18 protein-coding genes are annotated in these 17,325 nt (G+C 71.6%); 10 read left to right on the top strand and 8 right to left on the bottom strand.

From position 1 onward, the window contains the following. Position 1: 1 nt before the first annotated feature. From QC283_RS07280 to QC283_RS07255, 6 genes are all read right to left on the bottom strand, one after another. Positions 2 to 913, bottom strand: a complete 912-nt coding sequence (locus QC283_RS07280) for a prephenate dehydrogenase (RefSeq protein ID WP_279560540.1) — start codon at positions 911 to 913, stop codon at positions 2 to 4. Then, complete coding sequence (locus QC283_RS07275; RefSeq protein WP_279560539.1) at positions 898 to 1,815, bottom strand: phytanoyl-CoA dioxygenase family protein; 918 nt, start codon at positions 1,813 to 1,815, stop codon at positions 898 to 900. Before QC283_RS07275 ends, QC283_RS07280 begins: the two co-directional genes overlap by 16 nt. 63 nt (positions 1,816 to 1,878) lie before the next feature. Beyond that, on the bottom strand, positions 1,879 to 2,943 hold the full coding sequence (gene hppD / locus QC283_RS07270) for a 4-hydroxyphenylpyruvate dioxygenase (RefSeq protein WP_279560538.1): 1,065 nt from the start codon (positions 2,941 to 2,943) through the stop codon (positions 1,879 to 1,881). 12 nt (positions 2,944 to 2,955) lie between these two features. Next, positions 2,956 to 4,221 carry a beta-ketoacyl-[acyl-carrier-protein] synthase family protein gene (locus tag QC283_RS07265; RefSeq protein ID WP_279560537.1) on the bottom strand — a complete coding sequence of 422 codons (1,266 nt, stop codon included), beginning with the start codon at positions 4,219 to 4,221 and terminating at the stop codon, positions 2,956 to 2,958. Further along, complete coding sequence (locus QC283_RS07260) at positions 4,218 to 5,870, bottom strand: class I adenylate-forming enzyme family protein (protein ID WP_279560536.1); 1,653 nt, start codon at positions 5,868 to 5,870, stop codon at positions 4,218 to 4,220. The genes QC283_RS07265 and QC283_RS07260 overlap by 4 nt, the downstream gene beginning before the upstream one ends. 130 nt (positions 5,871 to 6,000) lie before the next feature. After that, positions 6,001 to 6,264 carry an acyl carrier protein gene (locus QC283_RS07255; RefSeq protein ID WP_279560535.1) on the bottom strand — a complete coding sequence of 88 codons (264 nt, stop codon included), beginning with the start codon at positions 6,262 to 6,264 and terminating at the stop codon, positions 6,001 to 6,003. A gap of 17 nt (positions 6,265 to 6,281) precedes the next feature. On the opposite strand from QC283_RS07255, the gene QC283_RS07250 reads away from it, so the two are divergent. Further along, positions 6,282 to 6,950, top strand: a complete 669-nt coding sequence (locus QC283_RS07250) for a 4'-phosphopantetheinyl transferase family protein (RefSeq protein WP_279560534.1) — start codon at positions 6,282 to 6,284, stop codon at positions 6,948 to 6,950. A gap of 5 nt (positions 6,951 to 6,955) precedes the next feature. On the opposite strand, the gene QC283_RS07245 is transcribed toward QC283_RS07250, so the two are convergent. Continuing rightward, the gene (locus tag QC283_RS07245; RefSeq protein WP_279560533.1) at positions 6,956 to 8,356 is read right to left on the bottom strand and encodes a class I adenylate-forming enzyme family protein; all 1,401 of its coding nucleotides are present in this window, start codon (positions 8,354 to 8,356) and stop codon (positions 6,956 to 6,958) included. 268 nt (positions 8,357 to 8,624) lie between these two features. Beyond that, positions 8,625 to 9,701 carry an alpha-hydroxy acid oxidase gene (locus QC283_RS07240; protein ID WP_279560532.1) on the bottom strand — a complete coding sequence of 359 codons (1,077 nt, stop codon included), beginning with the start codon at positions 9,699 to 9,701 and terminating at the stop codon, positions 8,625 to 8,627. A gap of 170 nt (positions 9,702 to 9,871) precedes the next feature. On the opposite strand from QC283_RS07240, the gene QC283_RS07235 reads away from it, so the two are divergent. The 9 genes from QC283_RS07235 (at position 9,872) to QC283_RS07195 (ending at position 17,269) form a co-directional block, all read left to right on the top strand. Further along, the gene (locus QC283_RS07235; RefSeq protein WP_279560531.1) at positions 9,872 to 10,516 is read left to right on the top strand and encodes a TetR/AcrR family transcriptional regulator; all 645 of its coding nucleotides are present in this window, start codon (positions 9,872 to 9,874) and stop codon (positions 10,514 to 10,516) included. 45 nt (positions 10,517 to 10,561) lie between these two features. Then, positions 10,562 to 11,524, top strand: coding sequence for an alpha/beta hydrolase (locus QC283_RS07230; RefSeq protein ID WP_279560530.1), 963 nt, complete (start codon positions 10,562 to 10,564; stop codon positions 11,522 to 11,524). Between the two features lie 4 nt (positions 11,525 to 11,528). Continuing rightward, positions 11,529 to 12,866: an aminotransferase-like domain-containing protein gene (locus QC283_RS07225; protein WP_279560529.1), complete on the top strand. Its 1,338-nt coding sequence runs from the start codon at positions 11,529 to 11,531 to the stop codon at positions 12,864 to 12,866. Between the two features lie 156 nt (positions 12,867 to 13,022). Beyond that, positions 13,023 to 13,625, top strand: coding sequence for a TIGR03086 family metal-binding protein (locus tag QC283_RS07220; protein ID WP_279560528.1), 603 nt, complete (start codon positions 13,023 to 13,025; stop codon positions 13,623 to 13,625). A gap of 29 nt (positions 13,626 to 13,654) precedes the next feature. After that, the gene (locus tag QC283_RS07215; RefSeq protein WP_279560527.1) at positions 13,655 to 13,915 is read left to right on the top strand and encodes a hypothetical protein; all 261 of its coding nucleotides are present in this window, start codon (positions 13,655 to 13,657) and stop codon (positions 13,913 to 13,915) included. A gap of 16 nt (positions 13,916 to 13,931) precedes the next feature. Further along, positions 13,932 to 14,906 carry a hypothetical protein gene (locus QC283_RS07210; RefSeq protein ID WP_279560526.1) on the top strand — a complete coding sequence of 325 codons (975 nt, stop codon included), beginning with the start codon at positions 13,932 to 13,934 and terminating at the stop codon, positions 14,904 to 14,906. After that, the gene (locus QC283_RS07205; RefSeq protein ID WP_279560525.1) at positions 14,869 to 15,243 is read left to right on the top strand and encodes a holo-ACP synthase; all 375 of its coding nucleotides are present in this window, start codon (positions 14,869 to 14,871) and stop codon (positions 15,241 to 15,243) included. Before QC283_RS07210 ends, QC283_RS07205 begins: the two co-directional genes overlap by 38 nt. Further along, positions 15,240 to 15,665, top strand: coding sequence for an acyl-CoA thioesterase (locus tag QC283_RS07200; RefSeq protein WP_279560524.1), 426 nt, complete (start codon positions 15,240 to 15,242; stop codon positions 15,663 to 15,665). Before QC283_RS07205 ends, QC283_RS07200 begins: the two co-directional genes overlap by 4 nt. After that, complete coding sequence (locus QC283_RS07195) at positions 15,662 to 17,269, top strand: AMP-binding protein (RefSeq protein WP_279560523.1); 1,608 nt, start codon at positions 15,662 to 15,664, stop codon at positions 17,267 to 17,269. The genes QC283_RS07200 and QC283_RS07195 overlap by 4 nt, the downstream gene beginning before the upstream one ends. Positions 17,270 to 17,325 lie beyond the last annotated feature (56 nt).

Genomic DNA, 17,325 nt, shown 5'->3' with positions numbered 1-17,325 from the left:
GTCAGGCCCCCGCAGCCGCACCGCTCAGGCGTGCTTCACCCGTGCTCCTCCCCGGGAGCCTGTCCCGCCCATCGACACCGCGGACCAGCAGGGTGTTGAGGTGGCCGCGTGCGGCCGGGCGCCCTTCCGGCGGCCCGTCCACCAGAGCGCGCAGGGCCTCCACCACCGTGTCCAGCTCGCCCGCGAACTCGGTGAGCACGTCCACGACGGCCGCCGCGTTCGCACCGAGGATGTCCGTCCACAGATCAGGGTCACCGCCGGCGATCCGCGTCGCGTCCCGCACTCCCTGTCCGGCGAGCCCGAGTTCCGACGCGTCACCCCGCACCAGACGTGCCGCGAGCAGACTCGCCACCACGTGCGGCGCGTGCGAGACGAGGGCGACGGCCCGGTCGTGCCGGCGGGGGTCCATCAGGACGGGCCGGGCCCCGCACAGTTCCGCGAGCCCCGTGGCCCGGTCGAGCGCCCGGCCATGGGCGTCTCCGGCCGGTGTGAGCACCCAGGGACGGTCCCGGAAGAGTTCCTCCCGCGCGGCCAGGGGCCCGGACCGCTCACGTCCCGCCATGGGGTGGCCGCCCACGAAGCGGGTCAGGTCGCAGCCGAGCGCCGCGGCCTCGTGCTGAATCCGCTCCTTGACGCTCGCCACGTCGGTGAAGTCGTGGGCGAGCCCTTGGAGCTGCTGCTGTCTCAGGACCGTCGCCACGTGCCGGGGAGGCACCGCGATGACGGCCAGGTCCACGGGTGTGCGGGGCACGCCCACGACGCCGGCGCCCAGGTCGGCCGCGAGGCGCGCGGCCGCCGGGTCCGCGTCGATCAGGTAGGGGACCAGGCCCCGGCCGCGCAGCGCCAGGGCGATCGACGTACCGATCAGGCCGGTTCCGACCACGGCGGCGCTGCGCATCAGCGGCTGCGCCACAGCACGGGGAGGAACTCGGGGTCGCTGTAGTCCGGCGTGCCGTCGGACGTCCTGCGGACCAGTGCGTCGTGGTTGTACGAGACCCGGGTGCCGTCCGAGCGGTGGAAGTCCCGGTACCGGTTCTCACCGTCCTGGAGGTGGAAGGAGATGGCCCGGCGGGGGCGGTCGCTCACGTTGGCCCCGCTGCCGTGGTAGGTGCGGCAGTGGTGGAAGCTGACGTGTCCCCTGGGTATGCGCATGGGGATCTTGCGCACGTCGGTGCCGTTGTGCCGGGCGTTCTCCTCCAGCATGGTGTCGAGTTCGCCGCGGTCGCGCTCGGCGAAGTGCAGCGACGTCGCGTCGTTGACCGCCGTCTCCCGCCACCGGTGGCTGCCGTCGACCATGGTGATGGTGCCCATGTCCTCCCCGCAGTCGTGGAAGGGGATGAAGGCGGTCAGCATCCGTTCCGACGTGCACGTGGACCAGTAGTGCCGGTCGAAGTGCCAGGGGACGACGTTGGACTGCTCCTCGGCGACCGGCGGCTTGTAGATCAGCGTGGACTGGAACACCCTGATCTCGTCGGCCTCGGCGAGCCGCGCGGCCACCGCACCGAGCAGCGGCCGGCACAGGATGCGGGCGATGGTCTCGTCCTCGTAGTGGATGTAGTCGTTGTGCCGCTGCACCGCACCGTGCCCGGGCTCCCAGTAGGCGAGCTTGGGAGGACGGGCCGGCAGCGTGCGGTCGCGGTGGCCGGCGTAGAAGCGCTCGCCGGCCGACTCGAGGAGGTTCGTCTCCTCGTCGGTGAACAGCTTCTTCGACAGGTACCAGCCGTGCTCGGCGTAGAAGGCGACGTCTTCGTCGGAGGGGAGGAGGGCGCGCTCCTCCTCGGTCAGCTGGAACAGGGTGGGGTCCTGGACAGTCACGTTCGTCCTCACAGATGACGGTGGGAGCGGGGGGTCGGCGCGGTCGCGCGGGTGCGGCCGGAGTCAGGCGGGTGTCTTCTCCCTGGCGACCGCCTCGTAGAGAGCCTTGATGTTGCCGCTGCCGAAGGTTCGTGCCCCGTGCCGGTCGATGACCTCCCAGAAGAAGGTCCGCCGCACGTGCATGGACTGGGTGAAGATCTGGAAGACCTGGCCCCAGTGGTCCCGGTCGACCAGGACGTTGGTGCGCCGCAGGTCCTCGAGCCTCAGGTCGGGACGGCCCAGGCGGTCCGTGAGTTCGTCGTAGTAGGCGTCGGGAGTCTCCAGGAAGGTCACCCCGCGGGCCTCCATGGCCGGGACGGTGGTGACGATGTCGTCGGTGAGCAGGGCGAGGTGCTGCACGCCGGCGCCACCGTGCCGCTCCAGGAAGGTGTCGATCTGACCGGGCCGACGATCCGTCACCGGCTCGATGAGCGTGAAGGTGACCTCGCCGGAGGCGCTCTGCACCACCTTGGAGTCCATCGCCTGGTCACCGACCTCGATGAACTCCTCGAAGATCTGCCGGAACCCGAAGACCCGTTCGTAGTAGGCGACCGTCGGCCGCAGCTCTCCGGCGGGCAGGCAGATCGCGGCGTGGTCCACGGTGTGCAGCAGTTGCTCGCTCTCCTCGGGGTCGGCGGCGAAGATCTCCACCACCCCGGGCAGGAAGTCCGCCCGGTCGCCGGTCCGCTGCACGAAGCGGTGGGCGACGTCGCCGAAACCGGACACGCCGGCCGTGACGACCTCGGTGCCGCCGCGGCGGTGGACCTCGGGCTCCTCGACGACGGCGGCACCCTGCTCGACCGCCGCGTCGAAGGCACCGGCGGCGTCGGTCACCTCGAAGGCGATGTTGGCCACGCCGTCGCCGTGCCGGGTGACGTACTCGGCCGCCGGGTGCTCGGAGGAGAGCGCGGAGGTGAGCACGAGGTCGATGCCGCCCTGGCTCAACAGCAGCGAGCGCCGGTCGACATGGCCGGTCTCGGGCCCCGCCTGGCCGCGCACCCTGAATCCGAACGCGGTGCACAGGTAGAACGCCGCCTGCTGGGCGTCTCCGACGTAGAACTCGACGTGATCGACTGCTCCGATGTTCACGATGATCCCTCTCTAGCGTTTCTTACGGGTGCCGGCGGTACCGATGAGCAGGCTGACGTTGTGGCCGCCGAACGCGAACGAGTTGGAGATCGCGGCCTCGATCCGTCCGTGCCGCGCCTGGCCCCGCACGTGGTCCAGGTCGCACTCGGGGTCCACCTCGTCGAGGTTGTGGGTGGGCGGCAGCACACCCCGCGACACGGCGAGGGCGCAGACTGCGGCTTCCACCGCTCCCGAGCCCCCCAGGAGGTGGCCGGTCATCGACTTGGTGCTGCTGACGGCGGGCGTCCGGGCGCCGAACACCGCGCGAACGGCCTTGCTCTCCGCGACGTCGCCGAGCTTCGTGGCGGTGCCGTGGGCGTTGACATATCCGACGTCCTCGGGCGCGAGTCCGGAGGTTTTCAGCGCCCCGCGCATGCTGTGCGCCGCGCCCTCGCCGTCGGGGCGTGGCGTGGTGGGCCGGTGGGCGTCGGTCGTGGCGCCCCAGCCGAGCAGGTCGGCGTAGCCCGCCGCGCCGCGTCCGTCCGCGTGCCCGGCGCGTTCGACGACCAGCACGCCCGCGCCTTCGGCGAGGACGAAGCCGTTGCGTCGCCGGTCGAAGGGCCGGCTGGCCGCCTCGGGGTCGTCCCAGCCGCTCGCCAGTGCCCGGGCGTGCGCGAAGGCGAGCGCGGAGGTGGGGTTGAGGGGCGCTTCGGCTCCGCCGCACACCACCACGTCGGCCTCGCCGTACCGGATCAGGCGGGCCGCCTCCGCCACCGCGTGGGCACCGGCGGCGCACGCGGTGGCCATGGCCGAACTCCAGCCGCGGATGCCGTGCTTGATGGCGATGCGCGCGGCCGCCATGTTCGGCAGCATTCCCGGCAGCAGGTAGGGGCTGACCGCGGTCCGGCCGCGCTGGACGCGGTCGTGGGCCTGGGCCTCGTACGTGGTGAGGCCACCGGCACCACTGGACACGATCACCGCGACCCGGTGCGGGTCGACGTCCCGGCCGACGACGAGCCCCGCGTCGGCCAGCGCGTCGTCGGCCGCGGCGAGGGCCATCAGGGCGTAGCGGTCGACGAGCCGGCCCTCGCTCGGGGGCAGCACCTCATGGGCCTCGATGTCCGGAGCGATGCCTGCCACGCTCACGGTCCCGTCCAGGAGGTGTCCGGGCGGCGGTGTGCGCAGGCCGGACTTGCCGTGGCTGAGGGCGTCGAACAGGTCGGCGGCGCCGCGTCCGAGGGGGGAGAAGGTGCCCAGCCCCGTGATGACGGCTCCCGGCCGTGCGGTGTCCGCGGTCATCGGACGGCCACCCGCGACCCGGTGGTCTCCCGGCCGAGCAGCTCCCCGTCGAGGAAGCGTTGCCGCAGCAGGAACTTGCGTACCTTGCCGGTCGCTCCGAGCGGGAGCCGGTCCGGGTCGACCACCACCACACGCTCGACCGTGCGGGCCACGTGGGGCTCCAGGGCGGCCAGCACCTCGGCTGTGCGGTCGGTTCCCCGATCGGCCTTCGGGTCGAGCACGAGCAGGACGGACGTGACGGCGCCGCCGTCGGAGGGGACCGCGACGACGGTGCATTCGAGCACGTCGGCGCAGCGTGCGAGGACTCGCTCCTCACACAGCATCGTGTACAGCCTGGTTCCGTCACCGACGTCCACGGCGTCCACCGCCCGGTCGACGTGGTAGTAGTAGCCGTCCTCGTCGTGACGGACGAGGTCGCCGGTGAGGAAGTAGCCGTCCTTGCGGGTGCGGTAGGTGGTCACCGAGTCGTTCCAGTAACCGAGGGACAGCGTCGGCGCGCTGATGGCGAGCTGTCCCACCTGGCCCGCGCCGAGCCGTTCCCCGTCGTCGCCGACGACCGCCACGTCCGAGAACGCGTGCGGCTTGCCGATGCACCGTCCATAGCGGTCGGTGTCGGGCGTGTGCGTGATGAAGAACTGGGAGTGTCCCATCTCCGACGAGCCGAGGCCGTCCACGAAGAAGGAGCCGGTACGGCGCACCCGCCCCTGGGCGGTGACGGTCTCCCGGGAGCCGACGGCGACGAGCCGGCGGATATGGGCCTCGTGCGCGCAGTCCCCGGTGTTCCACCAGGTGCGCACCGACGCGAGATCGCGGGACGAGAGGTCCTCGCCGGCCAGTTCCGACCAGACGGCGGCGAATCCGAGAACGCTCTGCGGCTGCCAGGCCTCGATCGCGTCCAGCACCACCGGACCGGACTGCGCCGACAGTACGGCCAGTTGGGCCCGGTTGGTCAGCGCGAGGTTCACCGCGATGACGGTGGCCGCGTGTGCCGACGGCAGGGCGCCCAGCATCCGGTCCAGGCCCTGTCCCTTGGGCAGGGAGAGGCGGTGCCGGATGGCCGCGAACAGGCTGTGGTGCGAGTGGGTCACGGCCTTGGGCAGGCCGGTGGTCCCGGAGGAGTGCGTGATCACCACCGGTTCGCCGGCGTGGTGCCGGTAGGGGGCGGGTGCCTGGGCCGGGTCGCCCTTGCCGAGCGTGGCCGGGTCCACGAACGAAGGTGCCGTGGTCCCGGCCGCGGTCAGGGCGTCCTGGTGCGGGGAGTCCGCGACGACGGCCACGGCACGCAGTCGCCGGATGTACTCGGCGGCCTGTTCGGCGGGCAGCCTGCCGTTGACCAGGGCGGGTATCGCGCCGATCCGGGCGAGCGCCAGGTAGCCGAGGACCTGGTCGGCGCCGTTGGTCACCCACACCGCGACCGGGTCCCGGGGGCGAATGCCGAGCGCGTGCAGCGCGGCCGCGCGGGCGGCGACCCGGTCCCCCAGCGCGGCCAGCGACAGTGCCTGCCAGGCCGGGTGGCCGTCCACATCGGTGTCGAAGGTAAGTGTCGGCGTGTCGAGGCCGGTGCCGCGCTCGACGAGCGTGGTCACCACGTTGCCCACGCCCAGCCGTTGGTCGGCGGCGAGCTCCGCGCGTTCGTTCTTGGAATTCATTCCCCGTCTCTCCACTCTGGATCGGACTCTTGGCGAACGGCGTGCCGCTCCTCCCTGCCCGCCGCCGTCCGCCGCGGGCGTCCGGGCCGGTCAGGAAGGAGCGTGTGTCAGGCCGGGGCCGGCCGGGCGTTCACTTGGCCGCGGCAGCGGCGGACGCCCGGTCGACGATCTCCTTGACGAGGCCGGACACGGTCAGGAGCGCGACGGTCTCCATCTCGTCCTCCTCGAACTTCACGCCGTAGGTGTCCTCGACCTGGATGGCGACCTCGGCGACGGAGAGCGACTCCAGGTCCAGGCCGGCCGGCCCCAGCGGGGTGTCGCCGGTGACTTCCGAGACGTCGTAGTTCATGTTCCTCAGGGCTTCGATGACGAACTTCTCGACTTCGGCGGACATTTGATTGACTCCCTCTCATGGACTGGCACCCGGGACTGGCCCCGGACACGGTGACGGTGCTGTGGTGCACCACGGACGGGGACGAACGCCGACAGGCGCGCACGCTGCTGCTGCGGACCGCGGCAGCGATGCTCGGCGTCCCGTCGTCCGAGATCTGGTTGGAGCATGAGCCGAGCGGCAGGCCGTTCCTCGGCGGCGCCGGCCGGACGCTGCGGGTCAGCGTGGCTCATGCCCGTGGGGCGCTCGCGGTCGCGCTGACCGCCGCGGGCCCGGTGGGTGTGGATGTGGAAGTGGTACGAGGACTGCGCGCGGACGCGCTGGCGCGTGCGTGGCTGCACGACGCCGAGGCGGCCTGGATCGGCGAGCTGCCCGAGGCCGACCGGTCAGCGGCGTTCCTGTGGCTGTGGACCCAGAAGGAGGCGGTCGGCAAGGCGCTCGGCCTCGGGCTGCGCGCGGGTGGCATGAGCCGCCGGGTGCCCCTCGCCGCGCAGTGGCCCCCGGACGGCGAGCGAATGCCGGTGCCGCGCGCGCTGCCCGGTGCCCGTGGTGTCGCCTCGGCGGCGGCGCTGGTCGACCGGAACCGGCATGTCATCGGTGTCGCCGTGGGCGATGGTAAGGACGGCGGCCCGGTCGAGCGTGGTGTCCGGGTCCTGGTACACCGGGTGGCGTCGGTGCCGCCCGGCTGACGCGGTCACGCCGGGGCCGCCGACCGTGCGGCAGTGCGCAGGGCTTCGGCGTCCCGTACCGGTTTGCCGGTGACGGTGCGCGGGAGTTCGTCAAGGACGTGCAGTCTGCGCGGTCTCTTGTACGCCGCGAGGCGGGTGGCGACGGATTCGGCCAGGCCCTCGCCGACGCGCTGATCCGTCACGGTGACGAAGGCCTCGATGCCGGTGCCGTGCACGACGACGGCGTCGGTGACGCCCGGCAGCGCGGAGATGGCGGCCTCGACCTCGCGCAGGTCCACCTTCAACCCGCCGATGGAGACCTGCGAGTCGAGGCGGCCGTGCACCGTCAGCAGTCCGGTGGCGTCGTCGATGACGCCGGCGTCCTTGGTGCGCAGCCAGCCGTCCAGGTAGCGGGCCGGGTCGGCCGGTCCCACATACGGTGTCTGGGGCAGTCCGAGCAGAATCTGCCCGTCCTCGACCCGCACCCTCATGCCCGGTGCCGGAGTCAGCGCGGGACTCGTCGATCCGTCGAGGTCGGTGGCGATGACACCGGCCTCGGTCATGCCGTACATGGCGCCCAGCTCGGCGCCGTAGCCTCGGACGAACCGCTCCCTGGTCTCCGCCTTGACGAGTTCGCCGCCGACGATCATCCGGCGCAGTCCGGGCAGCCGGGGCGGTGACTGCGCCGCGGCCAGGAGCGCGGCCTGGGAGGGCACTCCGAGGAGGGTCGTCGGCTCGTCCCCCGCCGCGACGGCCTTGAGTACTCCGTCGACGGTCTGCATGCCGGGCAGCACCACCTGGGTGCCGGACGCCAGGCCGTGCAGCAGTCCGCCCACCAGCCCGAGTACGTGGACGACGGAGGCCAGCACCACGCACCGTTCGCCCCGGCGGGGGAACCCGTCCAGCTGCGCGTACCGGTCCAGCTCGGCGAGCAGACTGGCGACCGTGCGGCCGATCACCTTGGAGGGGCCGGTCGAACCGGAGCTCAGCTGCAGCAGGGCGTGCGGCGTGGCGGCCGGCCGGCCGGCGGGCAGTGGAAGGACGCGCCCGCGGACGTCGAAGTATCCGCGGAGCCGTCCGGTGACCTCCTCGACTGGCTCCACGACCAGTTGGGGTGCGAGGCGTGCGACGGCCCTGCCCACCTCGTAGGTGGTCAGCCGGTGGTCGATCAGTGCCACCTGGGCGCCTTGGCGCCAGCCGGCGAGCATGGCGACGACACAGCCCTCCGAGGGGGGCATGCGCACCGCCAGCGTGCCGCCCGTGGTCAGACCGGCCGCCCTGAAGCGTTCCTGCTCGTCCTGGACGAGGCGGCGGAGTTCCGCGCGGCTGATGGAGCGGCCGATATGCAGTACGTTCTCCCGCCCGTCCCCGGCGAGTAAGATGTCGTCAACCCAGGCGCCTTCAAAACAAACGGGCCTTTGGGGCACCGTTTCCCCCACTGAAATCCCCACCCATCGAAAATTCAGAACGACACGGCCGGCCACGGACCACTCTGTCCGGCGGGCCTGTCGGAGGCAACTACCGCTCACCGTTCTCCTGCGGCTTAATCATCGTTGCTCACTACTTTCGAGTAATCAAGCGGAATCTCTCTCGAACCGAAACATCTTGGTCACTTCGGAATAAGGAAATGCCAGAGGGCCATTCGCCGTCGGGAAGACCAACGAATGGCGCGCCTGACCCGCAGAAGTGCGTAGATCAGTTTCCGGTGACTCCCGAGGGGCCGAGCAGCCGGGCACGAGGGGCGCCCATCAGCGCCATGACCTCTTCGAATTCTTCGCCGAGCAGCCGAAGTACGGCAGCCGCACCGGCTTCTCCGGAATGCGCCAGGCCCCAGAGGACCGGACGCCCGACAAAGACGGCGTCCGCACCCAGGCACAGCGCCTTGGCAATGTCGGCGCCGTGCCTGATGGAACCGTCCAGAATGAGTCGGCATCTCCCGGAGACGACCCCGGAGATCTCGGGAAGGGCCTCGACGGCGGACAGCGCGAAATCCAGCTGCCGCCCACCGTGATTCGACACGACGATCGCCTCGACTCCGTGCTTCACGGCGATTTCGGCGTCTTCCGCGGTCAGGATTCCTTTCAGAACCAGTGGCAGAGAAGTGTGTTCACGGAGCCACGCCAGGTCCTCCCAGGTGATGGAGGCGTCGAACTGCTCCCGAGCGTGCCGCGCGATGGCGGACCGGCCGGCCCGTCCGCCGTGCGAGGCGGACATGACCGAGGCGTCGACGTTGACGGCACGGACCCCCTCGGGCACGGCGAACCCGTTGCGCACGTCCCTGGGGCGGTGGGCGACCCGCGGCGCGTCGACCGTGAGGACGAGCGCCCGGTATCCGGCCGCCTCCGCCCGGCGAATCAGGTCGATCATCGGCTCGCGGCGTCGAAGCCAGTACAACTGCAGCCACAACGGGCCGTCCGCCGCCGCCGCGATGTCCTCCAGGGTACGGCTGGCGAACATACTGACCGTGAAGAGCGCGCCCGCCGTTCCCGCGGCCCGGGCCGTCGCCACCTCCCCTTCGGGATGGGCGAGTTGATGGTAGGCCATGGGGGCCACCCCCACGGGGGCCGCCAGTGGCGCCCCCAGCAGCGACACCCCGGGGTCGCAGTCCGAGACGTCGACGAGGCAGCGCGGCCGCAGCCGCAGTCGGTCGAGCGCCTCGCGCCCGGCCGAGAGCATCGACTCACTCCCGCTTCCGCCCGCGAAGAAGTCCCATACGGATCTGGGCAACCGCTCCCTGGCAGCCGCCTCGTACTCGTGAAGGGTCAACGACACCACCGCAGACTTCCCCCGTCACAGTTCATCCCCGCGCACAGACCGGTACACATAACTAACCGCACGTGCGTACACTAACCGAACTCTCCCACATGTCCGCACGGTCGTCCACATTGTGAGGTGGGAGGCCCGCCGACGAAGCGGCGGGCGGGAGAAACAGGAGGTGTTCCTTGACGACGACACGCACGGACGGACGGACCGAGCGGGGCAACCAGACACGGCGCACGATCCTCGAGCGAGCGGTCGCCATCGCCTCGGTCGAAGGGCTCGAAGGGCTGTCGCTCGGCCGTCTGGCGAACGAGCTCGCCATCAGCAAGAGCGGTGTGTTCGCCCTGTTCGGCTCCAAGGAGGAGCTGCAGCTCGCCACCGTGCGCACCGCCATAAAGATCTACATCCAGCACGTGGTGCAGCCCGCCCGCGATCTGCCCGTCGGCCTCGCCCGGGTGTGGTGCCTGTGCCGCAACTGGCTGACCTACTCCGAGCGGCGGGTCTTCCCGGGCGGCTGTTTCTTCTACTCGGTCTCTGCCGAGTACGACGCGCGCGAGGGCAAGGTCCACGAGGCGGTCGCCAGGGCGCACAGCAGCTGGTTCACCCTCGTGGAACAGACGATCGACGAGGCGAAGGTGGCAGGAGAGGTGCGCGTGGCCGTCGATGCGGCACAGCTCGCCTTCGAACTCATCGCCCTGCTGGAGATGGCCAACGCCGAATCCGTACTGCACGACAACTTCACCTGTTACGGCCGGGCGGCCGCGGGAGCCCTCAGCCGCCTGCGCGACGCCGCGACGAACCCGTTGTGGCAGCCCGACAGACCTTGACACACGGCCGCGCCATCGCGGACCTCGACACGGCCCGGAGACATCATGCGACTCGATCCACAGCTGCAGGACCTTTACGACCGGCGCGCGGAACAGCGTGTGCGCCCCCTGTACACCATGACCCTCGCCGAGGCACGCGCGGCCGACCTGGCCGCCGTCCAGGCCGGCGCCGGAACACCCGAGCCGGTTCAGCAGGTGGTCGACACCTCGATGCCGGGCCCGGCCGGACCACTTCCCGTCCGGGTCTACCGCCCCTCGGCCGAGGGACCGCTCCCCGTCCTCGTCTACTTCTTCGGCGGCGGCTGGACCCTGGGCTCGCTGGACACCGGCGACGCCATCTGCCGGAGCCTCGCGAACGCGGCCGGCTGTCTCACCGTCGCCGTCGGCTACCGGCTCGCCCCGGAGCACAGGTTCCCCGCCGCCCCCGACGACTGCTTCGCCGGACTTCGGTGGGTCGCCGAGCACGCCGGCCGGTGGAACGGGGACGCGGACCGACTGGCCGTCGCGGGCGACAGCGCGGGAGGCAACCTCGCCGCCGCGGTGACCCTGATGGCCCGCGACGCGGGCGGCCCGGCGCTTCGCGCCCAGGTACTCGTCTACCCGAACACCGACGGCCTGGCGGACACGCCGTCGTACCGGGAGAACACCGACCCGCTGCTCTTCAACGACAAGTCCGTCCGGTGGTACTGGGACAACTACCTGGCCGCCCCCGAGGACGCGGCCCACCCCCTGGCGTCGCCACTGCGCGCCGACGACCACTCCGCCCTGCCGCCGGCGCTGGTGATCACCGCCGAGTACGACCCGCTGCGGGACGAGGGCGAGAGCTACGCCCAGCGCCTGCGGGACAGCGGCGTCCCCGTCGAGGCCAGGCGCTACCCCGGGACGGTCCACGGGTTCTTCGCGATGGCGGGCACACTCGACGCCGGCCGCGGCGCGCACGAGCAAGCCGCCGGTTTCCTGCGCACCGCCCTGGCCCCGACCCCGGCATCGACCCCGACGGGAGGCTGAACCCGTGGACGACACCGCACTCGCCGCACACGCCCCCGCGCTGTCCCTGGACGATCTGCACGCCTCGCTCACGGACCCCGTGCTGGACGCGATGAACTTCCTCAACGAGGTGGTGGCACGCTTCCCCGACGCGCTCTCTTTCGCCCCGGGCCGTCCGCGGGAGGGCGGCTTCCAGGTGGCGGACCTGACCCGGTACCTCCAGGCCTACACGGATCACCTCGAGCGGGACCTGGGCTGGTCCCCGGACCGGGTGCGCACCCAGCTCTTCCAGTACGGCCGCACCAACGGCATCATCCACGACCTCGTGGCCCGCACCCTCGCCAACGACGAGCAGATCCATGTGAGTCCGCAGGCCGTGGTGGTGACGACCGGCTGCCAGGAGGCGATGCTGCTCACCCTGCGGGCCCTGTTCGCGCGGCCCGAGGACACCCTGCTCGTCAGTTCTCCCTGCTACGTCGGGGTCACCGGGGCGGCCCGGCTGCTCGACATCGCGGTGCGCCCCGTACCGGAGGGCCCCGACGGCCCGGACCCCGCCGCGATCCTGACCGCCGTCCACCGCACCCGCGCGGCGGGGGGACGTCCCCGCGCCCTGTACGTGGTGCCGGACTTCGCCAACCCGTCCGGCGCGAGCATGTCCGGCCCCGCACGCGAGCGGCTGCTGGAGATCGCGGAGGCGGAGGACCTGCTCATTCTGGAGGACGACCCGTATGGGTTCTTCGTCCGGGCCGGGTCTCCTCGTTTGACGCTCAAGGCGCTGGACCGCGGGCGCCGAGTGCTGCACCTCGGGTCGTTCGCCAAGACGGCGCTGCCCGGGGCCCGTGTCGGATACGTCGTCGCCGACCAGGAGGTGGTCGGCCCGACCGGACGGCGCTCCCTGCTCGCCGACGAGTTGTCGAAGATCAAGAGCATGACGACGGTGAACACCTCGGCAGTCGCCCAGGCCGTCATAGGCGGGCTGCTCGTCGAGTCCGGCTGCCGGCTGCGCGCGGCCAACGCGGAGTCCATCGCCGCGTACCGGACCAACCTCGACACCCTGCTGGCCGAGCTGGACCGGCACCTTCCGGCCGAGCGCCGCCAGGCTCTCGGCGTGCGCTGGAACGAGCCCGACGGCGGGTTCTTCCTCGTCCTCGACGTCCCGTTCGCAGCCGACGGCAAGGCGCTGGAACACTCCGCCCGCAGCTTCGGGGTGCTGTGGACGCCGATGAGCGACTTCTACCTCGACGGCGGCGGACGGAACCAACTCCGGCTGTCGTGCAGCGCACTGTCGCCCAGTCAGATCACCGAGGGTGTGCGCAGGCTGACCGGGTTCATCGAGGCGCAGGCCCGCGAACCGGCCGCGTAGCCGCGGCGGAGCCCGGGACGAGGCGGGAGCGGACGGGACACCCCCGGCCCCTCCCCCTCCTCTTTCTCTCCTCCAACGGAATGCCCGCCCCACTAAAACTATACGCACGATCGTGCTAATGTCTCGTGCGGACCATCTCCTGCCGAAAGGGACCGCATGGACATCCGGAAGCTCGACCGGACGGCGGTGCTGGAGACCGTACGCATCCTGCAGCAGGCGAGTCCCGAGGACTGGGGCTCGCCCACTCCCTGCGCCGACTGGACGCTCGGCCGACTCGTCGCCCACATGGCGGGCCAGCACCACGGATTCGCGGACGCCGCGACCGGCGGCGGGGACGACCTCACCGTCTGGCAACCGAGCGACCTCGGGGACGACCCGCTGCCGGTGTACCGCGCCGCGGCCTGGACCGCCATCGACGCCTTCTCCCGACCGGACGTGCTGACGCGGGAGTTCAGCCTGCCCGAGATCAGCACCGGCAGACGCTTCCCGGCCTCGGTGGCCATCGGCTTCCACTTCCTGGACTACGTGGTCCACGGCTGGGACGCCGCCCGGGCACTCGGCCTTCCCTACACCCCGGACCAGGACGTCGCGGAGGCCGCGCTGGTCTTCGCGCTGCGCGTCCCGGACGACGAACGCCGGCTCGGCCGGGACGCGCTCTTCCGTCCCGCCCTGACCGCGACGCCGGGCGCCAGAACGCTGGACCTCGTCCTGACGGCACTGGGCCGGTCCCCCGACTGGTCCGTGCCCGCAGCCCTGTAGCCGCTCGCCCGACACGCACGGAGGCACCCATGCTCGCCGAACTCAGAATCCATGTCGCCCGGCGCCTCGGCCTGGCTCCCCAGGAGGTGTTCGCCGGACAGCCGCTGTCCACCGTCCTGGTGACCTCCCCGACCGCCATCAACTCCATCGACCTGCTCGACGCGTTCGCGGGAGCGATGGCCGACGTCGGTGTGGAAGAGGACGTCGAACTGCCCACGATGACGCTCGACCACACCGCGGAGGACGTCGTCGTGGCCCTCGCCGAGCAACTCGCTCCCAGCTCCTCCTGAACGGAAGGCCTGCTCCATGCTGATCATGACCGACATCGTCGGGGAACTCCGCGCGGGCGCCACCGTCAGCGATGTGCTGCGCGTCCAGCAGAGCTATCACGAGCAGCGTCGCTGGTCGACCGACGCGCTCTTCGACGGCCGCCGGCTCTCCCGGCCCGGCCCCGGGGACAAAGCCGCCCTGTGGCACGCGGCCCGGGCCGAACTCACGACGCAGCCGGCCGGCATCAGGCTCGCCGTGGACGGCGTCGCACTCGCCGCCGAGATCCGCGAGTCCAACCCCCTGGGCAGTGACGTCCTGCACGCCGCCGCGGCCTGGTCGGCACGCTACTGGCTGGAGGAGGAGGCCCACCACGAAGTGGCGTTCGGGCGCCTCATGGAGATGGCCGGCATCGACCCGATCGACGAGGCGGAGGTCGTGGAGCACCGGGGAGCCTTCCCCACCGACAACTACGCGCGCGTGTGCGTGCTGCAGGCCTGCGTGGAGATCGAGGCATGCGTCTCCTACGGGTGGCAGTCGCGCACCACCGAGGACGCGCTGGTACGCGACGTCTTCCGCACCATCATGAAGGACGAGGTCCAGCACCGGCAGTACTTCGCCTCGTTCGCCAAGGCCCTCGTCGAGTCCGGCGTGTACCCCGTCAAGGACGTGCTGTCCATGGCGTACACCTGGGTACGCCCCGACGGCGGAGAGACGTTCGGCTCGGCCCGCGACGCGCAGACCCGACGCCAGGGCTACGTGAACTGGTGGGAACGGACCCGGTCCGGCGAGGACGAGTTCGCCCTCGGCGACGACGCGCTGCACGAGGGCTCGGTCCACGCGCAGAAACTGACCAGCGTGTTCGCCCTGGTCCGGGAAGTGACCGGCATCGAAACCCGATCCTACGAGGACCTCAAACGTGCCTACTTCGCCAGTCTCCGCACCAACGACGTCGACCGGATTCGATCTGCAGTCCGTGCCGGAGCTGGGCGGGAAACGGCATCTGCGCGATAACGGGACGCTGTTCACGGCCGCCGAACGGGCGCACTGCCGTTCTCGCCCCGACCCGGACGCCTCCCTGACGGGGCTGTTCAGCGCGAAAGAGGCCTTCGTCAAAGCCCTCTGCGCGCTGGAGGACGCGGGCGACGCACCGGCGTACGCCTTCCCCCAGGTCGAGGTGGTGCACGGCCCGGCCGGGCAGCCCCGGTTGCGGCTTCACGGGGACCTCGCCGCCTGGTGCGCCGAGCGGGACGTCTCCGTATCCGTGTCCATCAGCCACACCGGGTCCACGGCCGGCGCGGTGGTCGTGCTCCAGGCCCGGGCGACGACGGGCGGAGGACGGTGCCCATGACCACCGCGGCCTCACCCGACCTGGCGCACACCTGCGAAGTCGCCCTGCGTCCCAACGACTTCGACTGGGCCGGACACCTGAACAACAGCGTGTACGCGCAGCTCCTCGAAACCGGCCGCTGGGAGTGGGGGCTGGCCCACGGTGTGGACCTGCGCCACAGCCCGCTGGTCGCCGTGGTGCTCCGGCTCCAGCTCGACTACCTGCGGGCGGTCGACTGGGACCCCGTGGGACGCCTGGCCGTCCGTACGTCCCTGGCAGAGCGGTCGGCGTACAGCTTCACGCTGGCCCAGGACGTCACGGAGCCGGACGGCACGGCGGTGGCCAGGGGCCTGGTCCGTCTGGGACTGGTCGATCGCCACACCAAGCGGGTCCACCGAGCCGACCTGGACGCCATGCTCGGCACGACGGGAAGGACGACATGAGCCCGGGCAGCCCCGGCACCCTGCGGGAGGCACTCGCCGCACTGGCGGGCCGCCCGGAAGCGACAGTGACCTTCGGAACGTCGGCCCGGCGAGAGGAACTCAGCCATGCCGACTTCGCCGAGCAGGTCTCGGCGGCAGCCGGCGGTTTCGCCCGGCAGGGCGTGCGCCCCGGGGACCGGGTCGTGCTCAGGGCCGGCAGTTCCCGCCAGTCGGTGCTGGCGTTGATGGGACTCCTCCACCTGGGCGCCGTCCCCGTCTCGGTCAAGCCCCGTGTCCCCGGCGCGGTCACCGGGCAGTACTTCGCCACCGTGACGCGGCAGCAGGATGCCCGCCACTCCTTCCGTGTCCCGGGGCAGGGCCTGAACGAACTCGACCTGGAGCTCCGTCCGGCCCGCGAATCCGCCCCCGCCCCCGGACGACCGGAGGACCTCGCGCTCGTCCAGTACACGAGTGGATCCACCGGGGCACCCCGGCCCATCCCGCTGAGCAACCGGGCGGTACTGGGCAACATCGAGGCCATCGCGTCCGTCGCCGGAATGCGGGCGGGGCACGCCGGGCTCATCGCCCTGCCCCTCCACCACGACATGGGGCTGGTGGGCGTACTGACCTCACTGGTCCGGGGTCTCGACCTGGTGATCGAGGAGCCGGGCACCTTCCTGCGCAGGCCGATGGCGGCGCTGCGGCTGATACGGGAGGCCGAGCGGGTGCACAGCGCCTTTCCCGACTTCATGCTGCGCTACGTGGCGGCCCGCGTCGCGGAGGCGGCCGGCCGGCAGGCGCCCGACCCCCGGCTGTTCGCGGCGTGGAGCACGGTGTTCTGCGGCGCGGAACCGATCCGCCGGGCGACAGTGCGCGCCTTCCTCGACGCGACAGCGCCCTGGGGGTTCGATCCGAAGGCGCTCGTGTTCGGCTACGGACTGGCCGAGGCGGTCCTGATGGCCACCTCGCACCGGTACGTGGACGACGCCACGAGCTTCCGTCCGGACGGGCCGGTCACAACGGCGTGTCTCGGCGCCCCGGTGCCCGGCCTGGCTCTGCGCGTCGTGGACGAGGCGGGGCACGACTGCCCCGCCGGACGGACCGGTGCGGTACAGCTGCGCGGCAGCACGCTGTTCGACGGTTACGACGGTGCCACGGACCACCGCGGCACGTGGTTCGACACCGGCGACCTGGGCTGCCTGCGGTCGGGGCGGCTCTACCTGAGCGGCCGCCGGGACGACCGGGTCACGGTCAACGGCGTCAACCTGTTCGCCACGGACGTCGAGCAGGTGGTGGCGGCGGAGCCGGATGTGGCCGAGTGTGTCGTCCTTCCCCACGGCGCGTCGTTCGTCGTCGTGGTCGTCGCCCGGCGGGGCCGGTGGATCGACACCGCGGGGATCGCGGCGCGCGTCACCGCCGATTTCGCCACCGCGCCCGAGGCCGTGCTCGACGTCTCGCACAGTGCCGTCGTCCGCACGGCCGGCGGCAAGCCCGCTCGCCGGTACATGGCGGAGCGGCTGGAGCGGACGGCCGACGACCGGGTCGTCCTGCGCACCGACCGGTCCACCGGGCAGGACGACCACCGCTCCCCGCCCGTGGCCCAGGTCCCGTCTCTCCGATCGTGATCGGAGCCGGATGACCGGATGAGGAGTGCGGCAGCGGTGACAGTGCCGAGACAGAC

The organism is Streptomyces sp. DH41 (assembly GCF_029813785.1).
Classification (GTDB): Bacteria; Actinomycetota; Actinomycetes; order Streptomycetales; family Streptomycetaceae; genus Streptomyces.
This window is presented reverse-complemented; position numbering and strand designations above follow the sequence as displayed.

Coding starts and splice junctions, on each gene's coding strand:
- QC283_RS07250 (WP_279560534.1), top strand. CDS start 6,282: ATGGACTGGCACCCGGGACTGGCCCCGGACACGGTGACGGTGCTGTGG.
- QC283_RS07195 (WP_279560523.1), top strand. CDS start 15,662: ATGAGCCCGGGCAGCCCCGGCACCCTGCGGGAGGCACTCGCCGCACTG.
- QC283_RS07215 (WP_279560527.1), top strand. CDS start 13,655: ATGCTCGCCGAACTCAGAATCCATGTCGCCCGGCGCCTCGGCCTGGCT.
- QC283_RS07210 (WP_279560526.1), top strand. CDS start 13,932: ATGCTGATCATGACCGACATCGTCGGGGAACTCCGCGCGGGCGCCACC.
- QC283_RS07220 (WP_279560528.1), top strand. CDS start 13,023: ATGGACATCCGGAAGCTCGACCGGACGGCGGTGCTGGAGACCGTACGC.
- QC283_RS07265 (WP_279560537.1), bottom strand. CDS start 4,221: ATGACCGCGGACACCGCACGGCCGGGAGCCGTCATCACGGGGCTGGGC.
- QC283_RS07230 (WP_279560530.1), top strand. CDS start 10,562: ATGCGACTCGATCCACAGCTGCAGGACCTTTACGACCGGCGCGCGGAA.
- QC283_RS07260 (WP_279560536.1), bottom strand. CDS start 5,870: ATGAATTCCAAGAACGAACGCGCGGAGCTCGCCGCCGACCAACGGCTG.
- QC283_RS07255 (WP_279560535.1), bottom strand. CDS start 6,264: ATGTCCGCCGAAGTCGAGAAGTTCGTCATCGAAGCCCTGAGGAACATG.
- QC283_RS07200 (WP_279560524.1), top strand. CDS start 15,240: ATGACCACCGCGGCCTCACCCGACCTGGCGCACACCTGCGAAGTCGCC.